Origin of the sequence: Barnesiella sp. An22, from assembly GCF_963931395.1 — a bacterium.
GTDB classification, from domain to species: domain Bacteria; phylum Bacteroidota; class Bacteroidia; order Bacteroidales; family Barnesiellaceae; genus Barnesiella; species Barnesiella merdigallinarum.
This window is the reverse complement of the sequence record NZ_OZ007014.1, coordinates 2,672,501-2,694,374: the sequence shown is the minus strand read 5'-3', so window position 1 is coordinate 2,694,374 and position 21,874 is coordinate 2,672,501. Positions and strand designations below refer to the sequence as shown.

Sequence of the window (21,874 nt, the reverse complement as noted above, 5' to 3'; positions counted from 1 at the left end):
TGTGACAGGCCTCTCCACAAGGTCGTTATGTATATATATTTGTTCTAAAAGTCGTATCTGTGAAAATGTCGGCCGGCCCCGTCTGTTTGCTTGTCGAGGGGCGGCAGTCGGGTATTTGTGCACAAAAAATAGGGCCATGGATTCACGAAGGCTGGGGATGTTGCGACATAAAAATCAAGCGGGCTTGTTTTTCTGCCTTCGAGTTTCACTATCTTTGGATAAGATAGGATTCGGTTCGGTATAGTCAAATATTGGAAACTATGTTTCCTATTTGCCTCTGCTCTCACCTTTCACTATCTTTAGATAAGATAGGATGCGTCTCAGCATAAAAATCAAGCGGGCTTGTTTTTCTGCCTTCGACTTTCACTATCTTTGCACGGATAAAAGGAAAAAAGATGAAACAACTGGTTATTTTTGATTTGGATGGGACGTTGTTGAACACGATAGCCGACTTGGCTGCGAGTACCAACTATGCTTTGCGGGGTTGTGGCTACCCCGAACATCGGGTAGAGGAGTATCTCTATTTCGTGGGCAACGGCATCACCAAACTGTTCGAACGTGCCTTGCCCGAAGCGGCTCGCACGGCCGAGAATGTGGCTCACATGCGCACTCTCTTTCTCGAATATTATACCGAACACAATACCGACCACACTCGCCCCTACGACGGTATAGTGCGTCTGCTCGATGAGTTGTCGGGCCAAGGTGTAAAGCTGGCGGTGGCTTCGAACAAATATCAGGCGGGTACCGAGAAGCTGGTTGCCCACTACTTTCCCCGTGTGCCGTTTGTAGCCGTACTGGGACAGCGCGAAGGGGTGCCGACGAAACCGGCTCCCGATATTGTCTACGACATCATGCAGCGTGCCGGGGTGGAGAAGGTCGATACGTTGTATGTAGGCGACTCGGACGTAGACATGTGTACCGCCCGTGCAGCCGGGGTAGAGTCGGCCGGCGTAATCTGGGGATTCCGGGGGCGCGACGAGTTGAGCCGGGCCGGTGCTACCCATCTGGTCGATACGCCCGACGATATTCTGCATCTGTGCGGCATCGGGGTGTGAGCCGTAGAAAAAAAAGTAGCAACCTCGCTTCTCAGCGAAATTGCTACATAACCAAAATATATAGAATAGTTAATCGAAAAAAATAGTCTGTAATATTTACATAGGGCGATTAATTAATTGTGATACAAATGTATGTCCGCAGCCGGGCATATCAAAACCATATCGACAAAAGGCTGAAAAATATCGCCTAACCGCCCCTTTTTCCGTTGGAACATTACCTTGTCGATAACCGAAAATTGTCTCTATTTTTTCGGTACGAAGGGTAATTTGCATCCTTGTTTGTTGAGGTAACCCTCCATGTCGTAGTCGAGAGCGATGCGGTAGTAGTCGAGTATGTGGCCGCACCAGTCGTTTTCGGTGGTAGTGCCGCTGCGGTGGCGGTTATACTCCGATATGGTTTGGTCGTATTGCTCGAGGTCGGCGCTCATGTCGTCGGTGCGATAGTGGTTGTGATGTACCACGAGCGAGAGGGGTTGCTTGGGTTTCAGATCGGGCGATTCGCGGGGAATACCCAGCGTGAGGGCGCAGATGACAAAGGTGCCCTGAGGCAGTTTCAGAATTTCGGCAATCTTCTCGGGATTGGCGGTGCGGGCATATCCCACGCAGCAGCTGCCCAGACCGGCGGCCTGTGCGGCCACTACGGCATTCTGCATGGCCAGGGCGGCGTCGATGATACCCACCATCACCCCGTCGAGCGTGTTTTCGAAGTGGGGGTTGTCTATTCCCTTCTTTTGGGCCAGCACGTCGATTTTGTGGAAATCGGCGCAGAACATCAGCAGCGTGGCGCAGGTTTTGATCTGCTTTTGGTTGGTGATGGCATAGAGCTCCTCCTTGATGGCCTGGTCGTCGATGGCGATGACCGAGAATTGCTGACCGTTGTAACTGGTGGGGGTGTTGGCAATGGCCCGGTAGATAAAGTCGAGAGTCTCGGCCGGTATCTTGTCGTATTCGTAACGGCGTACCGAAGTACGTTTGAGTAAGGTTTCTTCTACTGTTTTCATATCGAATCGTATTTAATGTGAAACAATCGGGTGGGGTTGTTGGTTCTCAACAGGTTGTATCTCGTGCAGTCCGGTCTTGAAGTAGTCGCGCTCGTAGTCTTGCGGGCGCAGGGTCTCACCGTTCCACACGACGATGTCGATGTCGAGCGGAATCTCGCCGCTCAGTTTCGACTGGGGGGTGCGGCCGTGGGCTCGCTCCATCTCCTTGAGGGTATCGTAGAGCACCGGGTATTCGGCCGCAGTGCGGATGCAGGCCACGGCGTTGAGGTAGTTGGGGTGTCGGGGATTTCCGTAAGGGGCCGTCTCGTAAATCGACGACGACCGGGCCACGATGCCCATGGCCCGCAACTCGGCAAAGGCCTGTTCCATCTGTTCCCGTTTATCGGGCGAATTGGAAGCCAAACTGATTAAAGCGGTATTCATGATACATCTTTTAATGAGAGTTGTATGCGTTTGCGTTCGCGGTCTATCCCGATGACCCGTACCCGCACGGGCTGGTGCATCGATACCACCTCGGCGGGGTTGGCGATGTAGCGGTCGGCCATCTGCGAGATGTGTACCAGGCCGTTCTCCTTGATGCCGATGTCGACAAAGCAGCCGAACTGCGTAATGTTGGTGACGATGCCGTTGAGCACCATGCCCTCTTGCAGGTCGTCGATGCCCTTGACTTTGGCGTCGAACTCCATCATCTCGATATAGCGGCGGGGGTCCCGCCCGGGTTTGTCGAGCTCGGCCATGATGTCGGTGAGGGTGGGCATGCCCACGTCGCCCGCGATGTATCGCTTCAGGTCGAGCTGCTTTTTCAGCTCTTTGTTCTCGATGAGTTCACCTATGGTGCAGCCCAGGTCGGCGGCCATCTGTTCGACGATGGCGTAGCGCTCGGGGTGAACGGCCGAGTTGTCGAGCGGGTTGGCGGCATGAGGTATGCGCAGGAATCCGGCCGACTGCTCAAAGGCCTTGGCACCCATGCGGGGCACCCGGAGCAGGTCGCTGCGGCTCATAAAGTCGCCGTTGGCTTGGCGGTACTCCACGATATTCTGGGCCAGCTGAGGGCCCAGTCCCGAGATGTAGGTGAGCAGGTGCTTGCTGGCGGTGTTGACGTTGACGCCTACCGAGTTGACGCAATACTCCACCACACGGTCGAGCGACCGCTTCAGCTTCGTCTGGTCCACGTCGTGCTGGTATTGCCCCACGCCTATCGACTTGGGGTCGATCTTCACCAGTTCGGCCAGGGGGTCGATGAGCCGCCGGCCTATCGACACGGCACCTCGCACCGTCACGTCCTGGTCGGGGAACTCCTCGCGGGCCACCTTCGAAGCCGAGTAGATGGAGGCCCCGCTTTCGCTCACGACAAAGACCTGTATCTTGCGGTCGTAGCGCAGGTTGGTGACAAACTCTTCGGTCTCGCGTCCGGCGGTACCGTTGCCTATGGCGATGGCTTCAATCTTGTAGCTCTCGACCAGTTGGGTGAGTTTGCGGGCCGCCCCTGCGCGGTCCTGCCGGGGCGGGTGGGGATAGATGGTCTCGTTGTGCAGCAGGTTGCCCTGGGCATCGAGGCAGACCACCTTGCAGCCGGTACGGAATCCGGGGTCGATGGCCAATACCCGTTTCTGCCCCAGCGGAGGGGCCAGCAGCAACTGCTTCACGTTCTCGGCAAAGACGGCGATGGCCGCATCGTCGGCCTTCTCTTTGGACGAGGCGGCAAATTCGCTCTCAATCGAGGGTCGCAACAGTCGTTTGTAGCTGTCGGTCACCGCCTCCCCTACGAGGGTAGAGGCTTCGCCTTCGCCCTTGACAAAGAGGCGTTGCAGGCGAGTGAGAGTTTGTTCGTCGTCGGGGGTAATCGATACCCGCAGGATACCCTCCTTTTCGCCGCGGCGCACGGCCAGAATCTTGTGCGAGGCACATCGCCGCAGCGGTTCGCTCCAGGCAAAGTAGTCGCGGTATTTATCGCCCTCCGTCTCCTTGCCCTTGACCACTTTGGCCGCGATGACACCGCTCTGCTCGAAGCTGCGGCGCACGGTGTTGCGGGCCCGTTCGTTCTCGGCCACCCATTCGGCCATGATGTCGCAGGCTCCCTTGATGGCGCTTTCGGCGTCGGGCACCTCGGCCGTAATGAATCGCGAGGCGCTGGCCTCGATGCGGTCGTTGCGTTGCGACATGATGATTTTGGCCAGCGGTTCGAGACCGCGTTCGCGGGCAATCTCGGCGCGAGTCCGTCGGCGAGGCTTGTAGGGCAGATATATGTCTTCGAGTTCGGTGGCGTTCCAGCACGAGTCGATGCGCTGGCGCAGCTCGTCGGTGAGTTTGCCCTGCTCGTCGATGGTCGATAGTATCGATTCTTTGCGTTTGGCCAGTTCGCACAGTCGGTCATAATCCTCCTTGATGCGGCCTATCTGCACCTCGTCGAGCGAGCCGGTGGCCTCCTTGCGGTATCGGCTGATGAAGGGGATGGTGGCCCCGCCCTCGAGCAGTTCGATGGTTTTGGCTACCTGGGGTTCGGCGATACCCAGCGACTGGGCCAGGATTTTTGGGAACGTCGTATTCATGGTTCTTTCTTTAGCGTGATGACGGTAATCTCGGGGCGGGCGCCTATGCGCATGGGCAGGAAGACGCATCCCATGCCCTCGTTGACGTAGAGTTTGTGTCGTCCGTCGGGAGCGGTGTAGAGACCGCTCCATTCGGGGTACATGGGTTCGGCCAGCGAGTATTCAAACCCTTTCCACCCCAACTTCAACTGCATGGCGTGGGTATGGCCCGAGAGGGTGAGGTCGATGTTGCTCTGCGGAATCACCTCGTGGCGCCAGTGCAGCGGGTTGTGCGAGAGCAGTATCTTGAAGGTCGAGTCGTTCAGCGCGGGGTAGGCTTCGGCCAGCCGTCCGTATTGGGGGAAGGGGGGCATGCCCCAGTTTTCGACCCCGATGAGGGCGATGCTGTCGTTGCCGCGGTGCAGCCATACCGACCGGTTGTTGAGCATGTGCCACCCCATGCGGCCCTCGTCGGCGATGAGCTGTTGCAGGGTTTTCTCCTGTTCGGCAGGCGAGCTCCAGTGATAGTAGTCGCCATAGTCGTGGTTGCCCAGCACCGAGTAGACTCCGTCGGTAGCCGAGAGCCGCGAGAGCTCAGGCATGTAGCGGGGCAGTTCGCCGCCCTGCCGGTTCACCAGATCGCCGGTAAAGACGATGAGGTCGGGGTGCAGGCTGTCGATGTCGGCCACCCATCGGGGCAGGTATCGCCCGGCCGAGCCGAGCGTCTCGATGTGGAGGTCGGAGAATTGTACGATGCGGTATCCGTCGAAGGCTTCGGGCAATCGGTCGAATGTAATGGTACGGTAGTTATATACCGGATGCTGGCGGGCATAGAATGCACCGTAGAGCATGCTGCCCATGACGTAGAACGACAGCGCGAGACCCACGAAGTGGCCCCAGCGTCCCCGCCGTTTGTGCCACAGACGGGGCAGGTAATCGAACAGCGAACAGATGGAGTAGAACCATTTGGGCATGTAGACGAGGAAAAAACCATAGAATATCCACATGGCCACATTGATGTCGATTGTCCCCCTGAATTTGAATTGGAAAAGCACGGCCACGAATACGGCTACGAGCACGACGGCCGTGACAGACCACCAGAGTATCTTGACCCATCGCGATCGGTTTCGCAGGTTTCGCCCGTAGATATAGGCGTCGGTCGTGAGGGCCAGGAGCGGCAGCAGAATGAGAAGAAGAGGTAACCGCATAGATTTTGTTTTGAGTTTGAGAAGAAAAACGATGAGCCGTTTTGTACGGAAACCACTCATCGTTTTGTCTTATACGTTTTTTGTCAGGCTTCTTGCCCGGTTGCCACCAGTTTGTTTTTCAGCGGGTTGGCATACATCAGCAGAATGCACCGCTCGAGGAACTCCCGATTCTTTTCGTCGTCCGAGTCGGGTATCTTGGCCAGTTGCGAGTGCAGGTAGTTGGTAAAGGTGAGCGACTCTTTGCGAGTGTAGCGGTCGGCAAACCGGTTGGTGCCGTTGAGCATGTCGTAGGCGACGTAGTTGCCGGGGTAAATCATGTAGCCCGAGTGGATGCCCTTGTCGATGATTTTGAGTATCCGGGCCAGAATTTCCGATTTTTCCTCGAGATGCGAGAGTTTGTCGAGCTCGTCGTTGATGCAGGGCGATATTTCGAAATGAACGCGGCCTTTGTAGCCGAGCAGCCCGATTTCCATGCTGTGCAGGTCGTCCTCTTGCGACTTCTTGAAGTCGGGGTTGTCGCGTTTGAGCAGGAACTCTTGGGCCTTGAGGTAGTCGCACGGGTCGTATTCGTAAGAGATGGATACGGGCACGAGGTTTATCTCCTTCAGGTTGTCGATGAGGTTGCCGTTGCCGGCCAATCCCAACATCTTGATGAGCGACTCCTGCGTGCGGTCGTCCGAGTCTTTAGACCGGCCTTCGCGTTGGGCAATCCAGACCGACTCCTTCTTCTGGGTGATGGCAAAGTGGATATACCCCGAGAGTTGCCGGGCCGCTTCGAGCATCTGTCGTACCCCCACGTCGCGTTTCACGATAAAGCTTTTGTTGAGCCGCACCAGGTCGGATATCCAGTCGAAGATGAGCAGATTGTTTCCGATGGCGATTTCGCTGGTGTTGAAGCCATGGCGAATGAGCAGCAGGTTGAGCAACGAGGCATCGAGAATGATGTCGCGGTGGTTCGACATGTAGGTATAGTTCTTGGTCTTTTCGAGCAGGTCGAAGTTCTTCTCGGAGAGACTTTTGGTCGTCTTCTTGGTGAGCACTTCGAGAAAGGCGCGCATGACGAGCAGTTGAAAATCTTTCTTGTTGTCGAGCGAGAGCAGTTGCTGGCACAATACGTCGTAGTTGACATCGCGCAGCACGTAGCGCACGGCGTGTTCGAATTTTGGTTCTTTGACCAAGACTTTCATCTTGTCGTGGAATTCGCGGTCGTAAAACGGCCTGATATCGTCAAATTCTTTTGGGCATTCCATAACTCTTGTTTTTAAGGTATAGAACCGTCTTTTATTGATTGGTAGTTCTTTTTCTCTGGGTTTATAATATCTCCTATATATCTCGATTGGCGGTGTAGTTGCGCCATTTGTCAAACAACTGAGTCATATCCTGAGGAATAGGCGAGTCGAAAAACATCTCTTCTCCTGTGACGGGATGTTTAAAGCCGAGTGTCTTGGCGTGCAGTGCCTGTCGGGGGCAGATGTCGAAACAGTTCTGAACAAACTGTTTGTATTTGGAGAAGGTTGTCCCCTTGAGTATCTGGTCTCCGCCATAGCGCTCGTCGTTGAAAAGCGTGTGGCCTATGTATTTCATGTGTACTCTGATTTGGTGTGTGCGCCCGGTCTCGAGTCGGCATTCGACAATCGAGACATACCCCAGACGCTCCAGGGTTCGGTAATGGGTGACGGCGTGTTTGCCCTGATCGCCGTCGGGGAATACGGTCATTTGCAGCCGGTCCTTGAGGCTGCGGCCTATGTTGCCCTCGATGGTACCCTCGTCTTGTTCCATCAATCCCCACACCAGCGCCACATATTTGCGCTGGGTGGTTTTGTGGAAGAACTGCAGTCCCAGGTTGGTCTTGGCCTCGGGAGTCTTGGCGATGACCAGCAGACCCGAGGTGTCTTTGTCGATGCGGTGTACCAGTCCCAGCCGGGGGTCGTTTACGTCGTAGTTGGGGGTGTTGCGGAAGTAGTAGGCCAGGGCGTTTACCAGCGTACCGCTGTAATTGCCATGCCCGGGATGTACCACCAGTCCGGCCGGCTTGTTCACCACCAGCACGGCATCGTCTTCGTAGACGACGTCGAGGGGAATATCCTGAGGTATGATTTCAAATTCGTAGCGGGGGCGGTCCATGACGACCGAAACGACGTCGAGCGGCTTCACCCGGTAGTTCGACTTGACGGGCTTGCCGTTGACCAGTATGCAGCCGGCCTCGGCAGCCTGTTGCACCCGGTTGCGCGACGAGTTTTCGAGGCGGGCCACCAGAAATTTGTCTACCCGCAGCAGGCTCTGCCCCTTGTCGGCAACAAACCGAAAGTGCTCGTAAAGCTCCCGTTCACCCTCTTCGGCAACGATTTTATCGTCGGCTTCTATGTCTTCGTCGCAAAAGTTCATTCTTGTCGCATCGTCTGTTTAGTTAAACCAACTTTCATCGGTCAGCGATTCGGTATCCATGGCTTGTGGAGCCTCTTCGTCGGTGGTCGAGTCGGTGTAGACTTCGGGTACACCGTTACCCACGAGCAGTGTCAATGAGCTGCCGGCGGGTACTTTGTCGCCGGCTTGCAAGGTTTCGCCTTGATATTGTAGCCCCATGACCAAATCGGGGTACTCCGATGGAACCTCCTGGATGCGTACGTCGTTCAGGCCCCGGCTCTCCAGCAGCGAAAGCGCCTGGCGCATCGACATGTCGACCACTTTGGGGCAGGTAATCATGCGCGGGGAGTAGGCGTTTATCGAGATGTAGACGATACGTCCCTCCTTCACTTTGCTGCCGCCGGCCGGAGTCTGCTCTACGACCGTGCCTGGCACGGCTTCGTCGATAAACAGCGAGTCGATGATGTCGTATCTGAAGCCTTCCCGGTCGAGTATGCGCAGGGCATCGGGCAAGGCCATGGCCTTTACGTCGGGCACGAGCACGGCTTTCCCGTGTCGTGTATATAGTTTCAGCCCGTAGAGGGTGATTCCGATTAACAGAAAAAAGACGATAACCATCTGTACTAATGTTTTGATTATCGGGTGCTTTTTGAAAAATTCGATCAATTTTCCCATCATTGCTTAGGCGTATAACTGTTCTAAGGTTTCACAAAGATAGGGAAAATCGTTTGCAATAGGTGTTAACTTAATTATTTTTATGAGAAAAAGATTTTGTGAGCCGGGCTTACTTTCTTTTTGCCGACAGGGTCGCCGCCGTTGCTTATCTACCTGTGGGTGCCGCATGAATAGACTATTTTAACATTTATAACTTAAATAATCTGTTACACCTTGGCTGGTTGGCGAGAATGCGTTACTTTTGCAGAAAAATAATAGCTTCTGATAAACTATGAAAAGAAGTAATCTGGTAGTGATTATTATTGCCGTGTTGGCTGTCGCTCTGATAGGGACAGGTATTTTCATCTATATACAGCACAAACAGATGTCCGACTTCAAGGAGCAGGTCGAGATTGACAAGCAGCGTAGCGAACTCGAGAAGGAGTATAGCGACCTGGCTGCCCAGTACGACCAGTTCGAGGGGCAAAAGATGATGTTCAACAACGACTCGCTCATCGAGAAACTCGATGCCGAGAAGGTGAAGGTACAGCGCCTGCTCGAAGAGTTGCGCACGGTGAAGAATACCAGTTCGGCCCGTATCGAGGAGCTGAAGAAAGAGCTGGCTACCCTGCGCGGTATCATGCGCCACTATGTGATGCAGATCGACTCGCTCAACGTCGCCAACAAGCAGCTGCGCGAAGAGAATGCCCAGGTGACCCGCCGCTATCGCGAGGTATCGGCTACGGCCGACCAGCTGAAACAGGAGCGTGAGGAACTCACCGAGAAGGTGACGCTGGCCTCGAAGCTCGATGCCGTGGGCGTGGTGGTTACCCCCATCGACTCGCGGGGCAAGGTGGCCAAGCGCATCAAAAAGACCGACAAGATAAAGATTACCTTCTCCATAGCCAAGAACGTGACGGCCGAGGTGGGCGAGAAGTATATCTATGCCCGCATCGTGAAACCCGACGGCGACGTGCTGGTCAAGGACCGGGCCGACGTCTTCCCCTTCGAAGATCGCGAAATCAACTATTCGTGCCGCAAGCTCATCGAGTTTACCGGCGATGAATTGAACGATGTGACCATGTACTGGGCGGTCGAGGAGTTCCTCTATCCGGGTGAGTATCGGGTCGACATCTTTGCCGACAACTACAAGATAGGCACCCGCTCGTTTACCCTGAAAGAGTGAGTCGGGCACCTTCGTGGCCTGCTGTCGACGGGGTGGGGTGAGACTCTTAAAAAAAAGTAAAAATAGAAAACAAACTCATCAAATATTTGTTTAATGCTAAACTCGGCGTATTTTTGCGGGGTAATGCCGAGGGCATTATTTTTTTAAGATATAAAATTGTTTAGGCAACTATAAGCATGGCAAGTATTAACCCTGCAACGTGTAAAAGGTAAAAAGATATGAGAATCAACCGAACTTTAGGGGCGGGAAGAGTGCTGGTCGCCCTCTTTCTACTCTCTTTCCTGGCCGCTTCGGCGCAACAGCCCGTGTCGCTCGACTCGTGCCGCCGCATGGCTTTGAAGAACAATAAGCAACTGCGCATTGCCGAGGAAAAGGTCAAGGGTGCAGGCTATACCAAGAAGTCGGCTCGGGGAGCCTATTTCCCGGGAATCGATTTCAGCGGTACCTATATGTATAACCAGAAATCCATCTCGCTGCTCGAGGAGGATCAGTATCTGCCCACCAAGAGCTTCGACCTGGCTACTCAGGAGTATAAATATAATGTGGTGACCAACCCGATGACGGGTGAGCCCATCTTGAACAACGGGCAGCCCATTCCCCAGACCGTAGCGCTCATCCCGAAAGAGGCTTTCGAGTTCGATGTGCACAATGTCTACGTCGGTCTGGTTACCCTCACGCAGCCCATCTTCATGGGCGGTAAAATCAAGGCGTTGAACGACATCGCCAGCTATGCCGAAAAACTGGCCGTCACGCAGCGCAACACGGCCGAGAAGGAGATTGTCTATCAAACCGACGAGGCCTACTGGCAGGTGGTATCGCTTGTGCATAAAAAGCGGTTGGCCGAGAGCTACACCGCCCTGCTCGACACCCTCAACCGCCACGTGCAGGATATGATCGAGGAGGGGGTAGCTACCCAGTCCGACGGCCTCACGGTAGCCGTGCGGCTCAATGCCGCGCAGATTACGCTGGCCAAAGTCGACAACGGTCTGGCCCTGTCGCGCATGGCGCTGGCCCAGATTTGCGGGTTGCCGGTAAACTCGGTATTTACGCTCGAGGACGAGTCGCTCGAGCGGGTAGAGCCGCAGGAGCAACCGCTCGCCTACGATATGGACGAGGTGTTCAGAAACCGCAACGAGGTTCTCAGTCTCGACTATGCCGCCAAGATTTACGAGAAGAAGAAAAACCTGGCTCTCTCCGACATGTTGCCCAAGCTGGCGCTGGTCGGCACCTACTCGTTCTCCAATCCCAACGCCTTCAATGGCTTCAAGAACGAGTTCAACGGCATGTTCAGCGTGGGGGTTATGCTCAACATTCCCATCTTGCACTGGGGGCAGAACTACAACAAGATACGGGCGGCCAAGAGCGAGGCTGTCGTAGCCAAGCTGCAACTGGCCGACACGAAAGAGAAAATCGAGTTGCAGGTCAACCAGGCCGCCTTCAAGGCTTCGGAGGCTTACCGCACCTACCGCATGGCGGTGAAGAATCTCGAGAAAGCCGACGAAAACCTGCGCAATGCCCAGGTGGGTTTTGAAGAGGGTGTGCTTACCACGACCAACGTGCTCGAGGCCCAGACTGCCTGGCTCGAAGCCCAGTCGGAGAAAATCGATGCCGAAATCGACACCCGCCTGTGCGAGGTCTACCTGGCCAAGGCTTTGGGAACCATGAGATATTGAAAAAGAAAATAAAAAAATAGCAAAACAAGATTTACGATGGAAAATCTAAAAGAAAAGAAAGAACGCAGTTTGGTCGTTGGACTCATTGCTTTGATTGTCATTATCGTTGTTTTGGCCTTGATCGGATTGTTCCTGCTCAAACCCGAACCCCAGATTATCCAGGGGCAGGCCGAAGCTACCCAGGTGCGGGTGTCGGGCAAACTGCCCGGGCGCGTGGTCGAGTTTATGGTCGAGGAGGGACAGCATGTGAAGGCCGGCGATACGCTGGTGCACATACACTCGTCGCTCGTCGAGGCCAAGCTCTCGCAAGCCGAGGCCATGGAGTCGGTGGCTCAAGCCCAGAACAAGAAGGTCGACAAGGGTACCCGCATCGAGTTGCTCAACTCGGCTTACGACATGTGGCAGCAGGCTCAAGCCGGTCTTACGATAGCCAAGAAGACCTATGACCGCATGGAGTCGCTGTATAAGAAAGGTGTCATTTCGGCACAGAAGCGCGACGAGGCCGAAGCCTCGTACAAGGCGATGGTCGCTACCGAGAGTGCCGCCCGCTCGCAATACGAGATGGCCAAGGCCGGAGCACAGGTCGAAGACAAGGCTGCTGCCGCTGCCATGGTTGCTGCCGCCCGAGGCAGTGTGGCCGAAGTGGAGTCGATACTCGACGACTCTTACCTGACGGCTCCCACCGATGGCGAAATCTCCGACATATTCCCCAACGTGGGCGAGCTGGTGAGCCTGGGAGCTCCTATTATGAATGTGTTGAAACTCGACGACATGTGGGTTTCGTTCAACGTGCGCGAAGACCTGCTGAAGGACCTCACGATGGGGGCCGAGGTGCGTGCCGTCATTCCCGCACTCGGCAACAAGGAGGTTACTCTCAAGGTATTCTACATTCGCGACATGGGCTCCTATGCCGTATGGCGGGCCACCAAGGTGACGGGGCAGTACGATGCCAAGACCTTCGAGGTGAAGGCTCGTCCCGTAGAACCGGTCGAGAACCTGCGTCCGGGCATGTCGGTACTGTTGAAACGCAATAAGTAAGCCGGATTCCGGCACACGTTTAACGTCGGGAGATTGTTATATGACAGAACAAACGGAAAATAGAACAGGCTTGTGGGCAAGCATCGTCAGGGAGATGCGGCAGCTCGTGTCGCGCCCCATCTATGTGCTGTGCATGGTGGTGGCTCCGCTGTTTTGCTGCCTCTTCATGTTCTCCCTGATGCACGAAGGGCTGCCCCACAAGATACCGGTGGCCATTGTCGATCAGGACCACTCCAACTCGTCGCAAGACTTCACCCAGCAGTTGGGTGCTCTGGAGTCGGTCGACGTGCTCTACAAGCTCAACAGCTTTACCGAGGCCCGCGAGTTGATGCAGTCGGGCGACATCTTCGGCTTCCTCATGATTCCCGAGGGGTTCGAGGCCAAGGCTACGGCCGGACGTCAGCCCGAGATTTCGTTCTACACCAACAACGCCTATTACATACCCGCTTCGCTGCTCTACAAGAGTTTCAAGACCATGTCGGTGTTGGCCTCGGGGGCGGTCGTGCGGCAGGTGCTGCTCGCTACCGGGGTAGAGGAGTCGCAGATTATGGCCAAGTTGCAGCCCATTGCCACCGATATGCACGCACTGGGCAACCCGTGGATCAGCTACTCGGTCTACCTCAACAACTCGTTCCTTCCCGGTCTGCTGCAGTTGATGATTCTGCTGGTGACGGTCTTCAGCATCGGGTCCGAAATCAAACGCTCCACCGCTCGCGAGTGGCTGCGCACGGCCGACGACTCGATTATCGTCGCCATTACCGGCAAGCTGGTGCCCCAGACCATCATCTTCTTTGCCATGGGGCTCCTCTATCTGGCCCTGCTGTACGGCTACCTGCACTACCCCATGCAGGGGAATATCTGGCACATGATTGCAGCCATGTTGCTGCTGGTGGTATCGACCCAGAGCTTTGCCGTCATCATCATGAGCATAGCCCCCTCGTTGCGCATCGGGTTGAGTGCCGCCGGTCTGGTGGGGGTCTTGTCGCTCTCCATTGCCGGCTTCTCGTTCCCGGTACCGGCCATGTATCTGCCTTTCCAGGCCATGTCGTATGTGTTGCCCGTGCGCCATTACTTCTTGATTTATGTCGACCAGGCACTCAACGGCATACCGCTCTACTATTCGCGTTGGCACTATGTGGCGCTCATTCTCTTTGCCGTAGCGTCGACCCCGTTGTTGCCCCGGCTCAAAAAGGCCCTCATGCGGCAGGTATATGTACCGTGATGTAAAAAACAGATTGCTATGAAATTTTTCCACTCCATAAGAATAGGATTGGCCGACATCTACTACATCTGGCGGCGGGAGTACCGTGCCGTCTTTCAGGATTTCGGGGTTATCCTCTTTTTCTTTGCCTTGCCCTTTGTCTATCCCATCGTCTATGCTGCGGTTTATAATCCCGAGGTGGTACGCGATGTACCTATGGTGGTGGTCGACAATGCCCGCACCCCGTTGAGTCGGGAGTTGGCTCGCGAGATGGATGCCACGCCGAACGCCCGTATCGTCTCCTACTGTGCCAACATGGATGAGGCCAAGCGCATGATGCACGAGAAGAACTGCTACGGTATCTTGTTTATCCCGAGCGACTTCAGCCAGAAGATCGAACGGGGCGAGCAGAGTGTCGTATCGTTCTATTCCGATATGAGTATCCTGCTCAATTACAAAGGATTCCTCATTGCACTCACCGATGTGACCATGAATCTGGGCGGCCGGTTGCAAACCCAGTCGTTGGGCGGTGCCACGCAAGAGCAGATCAACGTAGCCACTCAGCCCATTCCCTACGTCTCGGTCAACCTCTACAACCCCGAGTCGGGTCTGGCCTCTTTCCTGCTGCCCGCCATCCTGATACTCATCCTGCAGCAGAGTCTTATTCTGGGTATCGGCATGCTGGCCGGGGGAATCTACGAGCACCATCAGCTGCACCTCTTTTACAGCGGACGCGAGCACATGCACAACAACGTGCTGCATCTGGTCATAGGCAAAGCCTTGTGCTACTTCAGCCTCTATGTGTTGTGTACGGCCTACATCCTGCACTTCATACCGTGGCTGTTCAAGTTCCCGCAGATAGGCAGTCAGGTCGAGATCTACTCGTTTGCCGTGCCATTCCTGCTGGCCTCGATATTCTTTGGCATGACCCTCTCGGTCTTTGTGCGGGAGCGCGAGAGCTCGTTCCTGCTCTTTGTCTTCACCTCGGTCATCTTCCTCTTCATTTCGGGTATCACCTGGCCGCGCTACGCCATGCCCGAGTATTGGCAATGGCTGGGAGCCATCATCCCATCGACGTGGGGTATCGAAGGCTTTGTGCGCATGAATACGGCCGGGGCCGGTATCTATGACGTGCGCCATGCCTACACGATGTTGTGGATACTCACAGGAGTCTATTTCGTTACTACCTGTCTGGTCTATCGGTACCAGATATGGAAAGACAAGAAGCGGGGCCATTCGGGTGTACTCGAATCGGAATAACTCGCTTGGCGAAAGTAACTCCATCACGGCGGGCTGGCTTCTCTGGTAGAAGTCGGCCCGCTGATTTTTTTATAAAAATGGACGGTTCTTAAGCAGATTTTGATAAATTATCATTACCTTTATCACCCTTTTCCAAAAACAAGAAAACTTAAATAAAACAATTTATGAATCGTATTTCACACAATCGTTTCGGGCTTGCCTTGGCAGCCTGCCTGTTTTCTCTCTCGTTGTGGGCCGAAGTGCCTGCCGGATATTACGACGCAGCCGTCGGCAAGAGTGGCGAAGAGTTACAGAAGAGCTTGTCGACCATCATCAACAACGCGACCGATGTGGGGTACAGCGGTTTGTGGGATCTTTATCGTACGACCGACAAGCGTCCCGACGGGAAGGTGTGGGATATGTATTCCGATGTAACCGATTTTGTATTTGGAACCGATCAGTGTGGTACCTATTCGAGCGAAGGCGACTGCTACAACCGGGAGCACTCGGTACCCAAGAGCTGGTTTAGCGAACAGTCGCCCATGAAGTCTGATGTGTGGCATGTCTATCCCACCGATGGCAAGGTGAATGGTATGCGCAGCAACAATCCCTTTGGCGAGGTTGGCTCGGGTGCTTCGAGTTCGAAAAACGGTTTCTCCAAGTGGGGCAAGTGTGTAACGCCCGGATATTCCGGTACGGTGTTCGAACCCAACGACGAGTATAAAGGCGACTTTGCCCGTACCTATTTCTATTTTGCTACGCGCTATCAAAACCGTATCAACAACTGGGGCGGTATCTTCGTGTCGTCCTATCCGCATATCGTACAGTGGCAGCTCGACATGCTGCTCCGCTGGAACGAGCTGGACCCCGTGAGCCAGAAGGAGATTGACCGCAACGAGGCCGTGTATGCATCGAAGCAGGGCAACCGCAACCCCTTCATCGACTATCCCGAACTGGTCGATTTGATTTTCGGCGACCGTCGTAACGAGCCTTTCTCGCCTGCGGGACAAAACTCGCCCTATATCGAGGCTCCTCAAGGAGGATCGACTATCGACCTGGGCATTGCTTCGGTCAATGTATCCGACCCCGTCACCATGCAGATTCAGGTGAAGGGCCGCAATATCGAGGGTGAAGTGTCGCTCGAGATTGGCGGAACCGACAGCGAGTGCTTCTCGGTCAATCCCCGTACCCTCACGGCCGATGCCGTCAACAACGGAGCTACGGTCGAACTCTCTTACCACTCTACGGTAGTAGGCTCGCATCGGGCTACGCTCGACATCACGGGTGGAGGCATCTCGTCGGCTGTGGTAGTCAACCTCACCGGTCAGGCCATCGACGACTTTGTGGCTCTGCCGGCCAAGGAGATAGGCAAGACCTCGTTTGTGGCTGCGTGGACACCCAAGTCGGGAGCTACCAACTATGAACTGAATGTGTGGTACGACGACTACTCGTCGAGCGCTCCCGAGAAAGAGATACTCAGCGTCGTATTCTCGTCGAACCCCGATACCTGGACCTACGAAGGGTATACGGCTGTCGAGAATGGGAAACTGCGTTTAGGCTCGGGCAGCAAGGCCGGCAGCGCCACCTCGCCCGCACTCGACCTCTCGGCCGGCGATGTCTCGATAACGGTGGTTGCCGAGCCTTATAAAGACGACCAGTCGGTAATCTACGTTTCGGTCGATGGTCAGGAGATTGGCCAGATTACCCTCAATGGTACCACTACCACCACTATCCCCGTGAAGGAGGGGACGGCCTCCTCGAAAATCACCCTGATGGCCGAGAAAGACCACCGGGCCTACTTGCACAGTGTGGTAGTGAAGAGCGGTGGCGGATTTACACAGGTTACCCTCGACGGCTATCCTCGTCGCGTGGGCAATGTGACCGAATACGAGGTGATCGACCTCACCCCGGCCGTACAGTATCACTACACCGTCACCCCCTATGTGGGCGACGAGGCACAGACAGTCTCCAATACCGTATCGGTAGCCACGTGGTCGGCCGCTGTCGATGAGGTAGCCAACGACCATATCCTTGTCTATACCTCGGGTACGACGCTGCATATCCTCAATGCCCCCATGAATGCCGTAGCCCAATGGTACACGATGGACGGCCGCTTGTGCGGTTCGCGTGTGCTGCACGGCGAGGAGGCCGAATGGGAGTTGCCCGAGGGTATCTATATCGTGCGGGTGGTATCGCGTGCCATGCAGAGCACGGTGCGGGTACGCAGCGCTCAATAAAAACGACTTGAAACAGGGGAGGGCTTCGGGCTCTCCCGCTTTTCCTTAATTTTAATCTTGACAGCCATGAAAAATAGAAAATTTATCCAGATAATTTTAGTGGCAATGGCAATCTTCTCCCTTGGGTCTTACCTGAGGGCCGAGGTGCCTGCCGGCTATTATTATGCCGCCGACGGCAAGAGTGGAGCCGAGTTGAAAACCGCCTTGCACCAGATAGTGAGTGCCATGCACACCCTCGACTATGGCAGTGGCGAGGGGGCTACCTGGGAGGGCTTCTCGCGCACCGACCGCCTCGACGACGGCCGTGTGTGGGACCGTTACTCCTCCGAGGTGCGCTATTTCGATGGCTACAAGGCGGTCGACGGCATGCACATCGAGCACTCATTCCCCAAGAGCTGGTGGGGTGCCTACGAGAACAACGCCTACCGCGACCTGCATCACCTCTATCCGGCCGACGGCTCGGCCAACTCGTCGAAGAATAACTTGCCGCTGGGCGAGGTTACGGGTACTCCGGGCTTCGACAACGGCGTTTCCAAAATCGGGTATAACGGTTTCGGTACCGACTATACCGACCGCTGCTTCGAACCGGCCGACGAGTACAAGGGCGACTTTGCCCGGGCCTACCTCTATGTGGTCACGGCCTACGAAAATCTCTACGACTATTGGCAATCGCCCATGGTCGACAACAATACCTATCCGGTGTGGAAGAATTGGGCCCGCGACCTCTTGCTCGAGTGGCATCGGCAGGATCCGCCGAGCGAACGCGAGATGGCTCGCAACGATTCGGTCTACGCCATACAGGGCAACCGCAATCCCTACATCGATTACCCCGACCTGGTCGAATATGTGTGGGGCGACCACATGGGCCAGGCTTACGCCTTCCCCGAAGAGACGGCTCCCTTCCTGGCGATGCCCCGCTACGGCGAGTCGGTCGACATGGGGGTGATTCTGGCGGGCGACAGCCGCTCGGCACAACTCGAGATTCTGGGCGACAACCTCACCTCTGCCTTAAGTATCGCTTGGACTCAAGGCAATATATTCTCCTTGTCGGCCACGACACTTTCGCCGCAACAGGTGAGCGACGGGTATAGCCTCGAAATCGCTTGCGACCGCCCGGCACAGGGCGAATATCGCGACACCTTGACCATCGTGGGTGGAGGTCTCGAGCGGCAATATCGCATCCCCGTGCAACTGATTGTGGTACCCTCGTTCATCGTTATTGGTGCTACCGACATCACGGCATCCGAAGCTACGGTGCAATGGGTCAACTACCCCTCGGCTACCGACTACCGGGTATCGCTCTGGCGGGGCAATACGTCTGCCGGCGATCTCATCATCTCGGCCTATGTCGAGGGCTCGAGCTACAACAAGGCCATCGAACTCTACAACGGCACGGGCGCTCCCGTTGACCTCTCGGCATACAGCCTGCGCATCGAGTCGAACGGCGGCGGCAGTTTCTACAACGATACCCCGCTGGGCAATGCCGTATTGCAGAATGGCGAGACCTGGTTGCTGCTGAACGAGCAGTCGACCGACGCCACGCTCCGCGCCAAGGCTTCGCAGATGATTCCCGGCGGAGAAGATTCGCCGCTCAATTTCAACGGCAACGACGCTGTGGCACTCTGCCGCAACGGCATCATCATCGACGTGGTAGGTTTTGCTGGCGAAATAGCCTATTGGGGACAGGACAAGACCCTCTATCGCCAATCCCGCGTTACGCACCCCTCGGCCGTATACGACCCGAGCGAATGGACCGAAGCACCCAAAGACGACTTTTCGCAACTGGGCAGCTTTGCGATGCAGTTCGATGCAGAGCGCGAATACATCTGTGACGGAGAGTCGGCCGGCCTCGGTCTGGAATATCGTTTCACCGGACTCCGACCGTTGACGCGCTACACCTATCGGGTCGATGCCGTCACCCCCCTCCGCTACCGTTGCTGCGGCATATAGCATGCAGTTTGTTACCGATTCTCTCGAGACGCCCCAACTGCTCGATGCCTCCGAAGTGACCGATACCTCCTTCCGCATCAACTGGGAAGAGGTGCAGGCCGCCGACGACTACGAGGTGCTTTGCTTTACGCAGAGTGGCGAGCAGCACACCGTGACCGAAGGTTTCGACAACGTGGGCTCCAAGGGCGAACCTTTGCCCGACGGCTGGAGCGGCAATGCGAGCGGCAACTACACCTCGGCGGCCAGCAGTGGCCAGTCGGCACCCTCGGTAGCCCTGAAGGCAACGGGCGAATACCTGTGTACCCCCACCTATCCTCAGGGCATCGTCTCCTTCTCGTTCATGTACCGCTTCGCCTCGTCGGGTTCCGGCTCCTATGTGGTGGTCGAGAAACAGGTGGGCGGCAACTGGGCGTCGGTCGATACCCTGCGCTACGTCAATACGTCGAAATATTATCCGAGCTACACCTTCTCGATTGACGAGGGGGTAACGGCCATGAAGATAACCTATGCCCACAAGGCAACCGGCAACGTGGCTATCGACGATGCCACGATTGTCTATGGCGACTATCTCAATACCGTCCACACGCAGGAGCGGGTAGGGCAGGTCACCTCGTATGTGGTTCACGATCTCGAGCCGTTGAGCGAGTATCACTATCAGGTGCGGGCTCTTTGCGACGATGTGGTTTCGCCCTGGTCGCCGGTGCAGAGGGTGACGACGGCCGAATTCTCGGGCATGGCCCGACCTCAGGCCGATACCCCGCGAGTCTATGCCGCCGACGGTCGGGTGGTTGTCTCCGGTCTATCGGGCTGTGGGCAGGTTACCGTATACAATCTGTCGGGGCAGCTTCTCTATTCCGGTTCCGTAGATGACCGTGGCGAGATAGTTGTCGGATTGAATCGAGGCATCTATTTGGTGCGCGTGGTCGACTGCAATCAAATATACAATTATAAGGTCGGTTTGTAAAATGCAGACCAATAGGTGATTGATGGCATCCTCGAAAATTTTTTAGAAAAAAGTCGTCAAAAAATTTGGAGGGAATATATAAAAACGCCTACCTTTGCATCGCTTTTCGAAAGAACACCGGGTCAACCGGAGCGAAAACGGAGGGCACAGTTCATTGACAAGACTGAAAAGAAGCAAGTGTAGTACAAGAGAAAAGAGAGAACGAAGTCAATTCGGCCGGGAGTCCTTCGAAGGTATAAAATAAGAAAAACAAGATATACAACGAAGAGTTTGATCCTGGCTCAGGATGAACGCTAGCGACAGGCCTAACACATGCAAGTCGAGGGGCAGCGCGGAGGTAGCAATACTTCTGGCGGCGACCGGCGCACGGGTGAGTAACACGTATGCAATCTGCCTGTAACAGGGGGATAACCCGGAGAAATCCGGCCTAATACCCCATAACGACGAGATCTCGCATGGGGATTCGTCTAAAGAGAGCAATCTTGGTTACAGATGAGCATGCGGTCCATTAGCCAGTTGGCGGGGTAACGGCCCACCAAAGCGACGATGGATAGGGGTTCTGAGAGGAAGGTCCCCCACATTGGAACTGAGACACGGTCCAAACTCCTACGGGAGGCAGCAGTGAGGAATATTGGTCAATGGTCGGCAGACTGAACCAGCCAAGTCGCGTGAAGGAAGACGGCCCTAAGGGTTGTAAACTTCTTTTGTCGGAGAGTAAAGGTCTTCACGAGTGGAGATTTGCAAGTATCCGAAGAAAAAGCATCGGCTAACTCCGTGCCAGCAGCCGCGGTAATACGGAGGATGCGAGCGTTATCCGGATTTATTGGGTTTAAAGGGTGCGTAGGCGGCATGACAAGTCAGCGGTGAAATGCCCGGGCTTAACCCGGGAGCTGCCGTTGAAACTGTCGAGCTAGCGTGCACAAGAGGTAGGCGGAATGCGTGGTGTAGCGGTGAAATGCATAGATATCACGCAGAACCCCGATTGCGAAGGCAGCCTACTAGGGTGCAACGGACGCTGAAGCACGAAAGCGTGGGTATCGAACAGGATTAGATACCCTGGTAGTCCACGCAGTAAACGATGAATACTAACTGTTTGCGATATAATGTAAGTGGTACAGCGAAAGCGTTAAGTATTCCACCTGGGGAGTACGCCGGCAACGGTGAAACTCAAAGGAATTGACGGGGGCCCGCACAAGCGGAGGAACATGTGGTTTAATTCGATGATACGCGAGGAACCTTACCCGGGCTCAAACGCAGGGGGAATATGGGTGAAAGCCCATAGCCGGCAACGGCCGCCTGCGAGGTGCTGCATGGTTGTCGTCAGCTCGTGCCGTGAGGTGTCGGCTTAAGTGCCATAACGAGCGCAACCCCTATTGACAGTTACTAACGGGTCAGGCCGAGGACTCTGTCGAGACTGCCGGCGCAAGCCGCGAGGAAGGTGGGGATGACGTCAAATCAGCACGGCCCTTACGTCCGGGGCGACACACGTGTTACAATGGCAGGTACAGAAGGCAGCCAACCAGCAATGGTGAGCGAATCCCAAAAACCTGTCTCAGTTCGGATTGGAGTCTGCAAC

Annotated in this window: 16 protein-coding genes and 1 rRNA gene (1 of these 17 only partly in view); 10 read left to right on the top strand and 7 right to left on the bottom strand. The window is 55.4% G+C overall.

Annotation, left to right across the window (positions count from 1 at the left end; all coding sequences use genetic code 11):
• Positions 1-395: 395 nt before the first annotated feature.
• Complete coding sequence (locus ABGT88_RS11150) at positions 396-1,055, top strand: HAD family hydrolase (RefSeq protein WP_087408465.1); 660 nt, start codon at positions 396-398, stop codon at positions 1,053-1,055.
• 242 nt (positions 1,056-1,297) lie between these two features.
• Here ABGT88_RS11150 and ABGT88_RS11145 read toward each other — a convergent pair whose 3' ends face one another.
• The 7 genes from ABGT88_RS11145 to ABGT88_RS11115 form a co-directional block, all read right to left on the bottom strand.
• Positions 1,298-2,056, bottom strand: coding sequence for a nitroreductase family protein (locus ABGT88_RS11145; protein WP_087408466.1), 759 nt, complete (start codon positions 2,054-2,056; stop codon positions 1,298-1,300).
• 12 nt (positions 2,057-2,068) lie between these two features.
• Positions 2,069-2,479 carry a 2-amino-4-hydroxy-6-hydroxymethyldihydropteridine diphosphokinase gene (gene folK, locus ABGT88_RS11140; protein WP_087408467.1) on the bottom strand — a complete coding sequence of 137 codons (411 nt, stop codon included), beginning with the start codon at positions 2,477-2,479 and terminating at the stop codon, positions 2,069-2,071.
• Positions 2,476-4,605, bottom strand: coding sequence for a Tex family protein (locus ABGT88_RS11135; protein ID WP_346702126.1), 2,130 nt, complete (start codon positions 4,603-4,605; stop codon positions 2,476-2,478). The genes folK and ABGT88_RS11135 overlap by 4 nt, the downstream gene beginning before the upstream one ends.
• Positions 4,602-5,792, bottom strand: coding sequence for a metallophosphoesterase (locus tag ABGT88_RS11130; RefSeq protein WP_158096848.1), 1,191 nt, complete (start codon positions 5,790-5,792; stop codon positions 4,602-4,604). Before ABGT88_RS11130 ends, ABGT88_RS11135 begins: the two co-directional genes overlap by 4 nt.
• A gap of 83 nt (positions 5,793-5,875) precedes the next feature.
• Positions 5,876-7,042, bottom strand: coding sequence for an acyltransferase (locus tag ABGT88_RS11125; RefSeq protein WP_300132407.1), 1,167 nt, complete (start codon positions 7,040-7,042; stop codon positions 5,876-5,878).
• Positions 7,043-7,115: 73 nt separating this feature from the next.
• On the bottom strand, positions 7,116-8,177 hold the full coding sequence (locus tag ABGT88_RS11120; RefSeq protein WP_087408471.1) for an RluA family pseudouridine synthase: 1,062 nt from the start codon (positions 8,175-8,177) through the stop codon (positions 7,116-7,118).
• An 18-nt stretch (positions 8,178-8,195) separates the two neighbouring features.
• Positions 8,196-8,774: a PASTA domain-containing protein gene (locus ABGT88_RS11115; RefSeq protein ID WP_158096849.1), complete on the bottom strand. Its 579-nt coding sequence runs from the start codon at positions 8,772-8,774 to the stop codon at positions 8,196-8,198.
• A gap of 328 nt (positions 8,775-9,102) precedes the next feature.
• Between ABGT88_RS11115 and ABGT88_RS11110 the strand changes: the two genes are divergently transcribed.
• From ABGT88_RS11110 to ABGT88_RS11070, 9 genes are all read left to right on the top strand, one after another.
• The gene (locus ABGT88_RS11110) at positions 9,103-9,996 is read left to right on the top strand and encodes a hypothetical protein (protein WP_087408473.1); all 894 of its coding nucleotides are present in this window, start codon (positions 9,103-9,105) and stop codon (positions 9,994-9,996) included.
• A 218-nt stretch (positions 9,997-10,214) separates the two neighbouring features.
• Positions 10,215-11,669: a TolC family protein gene (locus ABGT88_RS11105; RefSeq protein ID WP_087408474.1), complete on the top strand. Its 1,455-nt coding sequence runs from the start codon at positions 10,215-10,217 to the stop codon at positions 11,667-11,669.
• Between the two features lie 36 nt (positions 11,670-11,705).
• On the top strand, positions 11,706-12,707 hold the full coding sequence (locus tag ABGT88_RS11100) for an HlyD family secretion protein (RefSeq protein WP_258327645.1): 1,002 nt from the start codon (positions 11,706-11,708) through the stop codon (positions 12,705-12,707).
• 40 nt (positions 12,708-12,747) lie between these two features.
• Positions 12,748-13,929, top strand: a complete 1,182-nt coding sequence (locus ABGT88_RS11095) for an ABC transporter permease (RefSeq protein ID WP_346702122.1) — start codon at positions 12,748-12,750, stop codon at positions 13,927-13,929.
• A gap of 18 nt (positions 13,930-13,947) precedes the next feature.
• On the top strand, positions 13,948-15,168 hold the full coding sequence (locus ABGT88_RS11090; RefSeq protein WP_346702120.1) for an ABC transporter permease: 1,221 nt from the start codon (positions 13,948-13,950) through the stop codon (positions 15,166-15,168).
• Positions 15,169-15,332: 164 nt separating this feature from the next.
• Positions 15,333-17,384 carry an endonuclease gene (locus tag ABGT88_RS11085; RefSeq protein ID WP_346702118.1) on the top strand — a complete coding sequence of 684 codons (2,052 nt, stop codon included), beginning with the start codon at positions 15,333-15,335 and terminating at the stop codon, positions 17,382-17,384.
• A gap of 66 nt (positions 17,385-17,450) precedes the next feature.
• A complete protein-coding gene (locus ABGT88_RS11080; RefSeq protein ID WP_346702116.1) occupies positions 17,451-19,334 on the top strand; it encodes an endonuclease in 1,884 nt (627 codons plus the stop codon).
• 1 nt (position 19,335) lies between these two features.
• The gene (locus tag ABGT88_RS11075) at positions 19,336-20,298 is read left to right on the top strand and encodes a T9SS type A sorting domain-containing protein (RefSeq protein ID WP_346702114.1); all 963 of its coding nucleotides are present in this window, start codon (positions 19,336-19,338) and stop codon (positions 20,296-20,298) included.
• Between the two features lie 258 nt (positions 20,299-20,556).
• Positions 20,557-21,874, top strand: a 16S ribosomal RNA gene (locus ABGT88_RS11070); it runs 214 nt beyond the window's last position.

Bases quoted from the DNA above. Each gene is read 5' to 3' on its own strand.
- folK (WP_087408467.1), bottom strand. From the start codon at position 2,479: ATGAATACCGCTTTAATCAGTTTGGCTTCCAATTCGCCCGATAAACGG.
- ABGT88_RS11150 (WP_087408465.1), top strand. From the start codon at position 396: ATGAAACAACTGGTTATTTTTGATTTGGATGGGACGTTGTTGAACACG.
- ABGT88_RS11090 (WP_346702120.1), top strand. From the start codon at position 13,948: ATGAAATTTTTCCACTCCATAAGAATAGGATTGGCCGACATCTACTAC.
- ABGT88_RS11130 (WP_158096848.1), bottom strand. From the start codon at position 5,792: ATGCGGTTACCTCTTCTTCTCATTCTGCTGCCGCTCCTGGCCCTCACG.
- ABGT88_RS11100 (WP_258327645.1), top strand. From the start codon at position 11,706: ATGGAAAATCTAAAAGAAAAGAAAGAACGCAGTTTGGTCGTTGGACTC.
- ABGT88_RS11135 (WP_346702126.1), bottom strand. From the start codon at position 4,605: ATGAATACGACGTTCCCAAAAATCCTGGCCCAGTCGCTGGGTATCGCC.
- ABGT88_RS11080 (WP_346702116.1), top strand. From the start codon at position 17,451: ATGAAAAATAGAAAATTTATCCAGATAATTTTAGTGGCAATGGCAATC.
- ABGT88_RS11095 (WP_346702122.1), top strand. From the start codon at position 12,748: ATGACAGAACAAACGGAAAATAGAACAGGCTTGTGGGCAAGCATCGTC.
- ABGT88_RS11110 (WP_087408473.1), top strand. From the start codon at position 9,103: ATGAAAAGAAGTAATCTGGTAGTGATTATTATTGCCGTGTTGGCTGTC.
- ABGT88_RS11105 (WP_087408474.1), top strand. From the start codon at position 10,215: ATGAGAATCAACCGAACTTTAGGGGCGGGAAGAGTGCTGGTCGCCCTC.
- ABGT88_RS11125 (WP_300132407.1), bottom strand. From the start codon at position 7,042: ATGGAATGCCCAAAAGAATTTGACGATATCAGGCCGTTTTACGACCGC.
- ABGT88_RS11085 (WP_346702118.1), top strand. From the start codon at position 15,333: ATGAATCGTATTTCACACAATCGTTTCGGGCTTGCCTTGGCAGCCTGC.
- ABGT88_RS11075 (WP_346702114.1), top strand. From the start codon at position 19,336: ATGCAGTTTGTTACCGATTCTCTCGAGACGCCCCAACTGCTCGATGCC.
- ABGT88_RS11120 (WP_087408471.1), bottom strand. From the start codon at position 8,177: ATGAACTTTTGCGACGAAGACATAGAAGCCGACGATAAAATCGTTGCC.
- ABGT88_RS11145 (WP_087408466.1), bottom strand. From the start codon at position 2,056: ATGAAAACAGTAGAAGAAACCTTACTCAAACGTACTTCGGTACGCCGT.
- ABGT88_RS11115 (WP_158096849.1), bottom strand. From the start codon at position 8,774: ATGGTTATCGTCTTTTTTCTGTTAATCGGAATCACCCTCTACGGGCTG.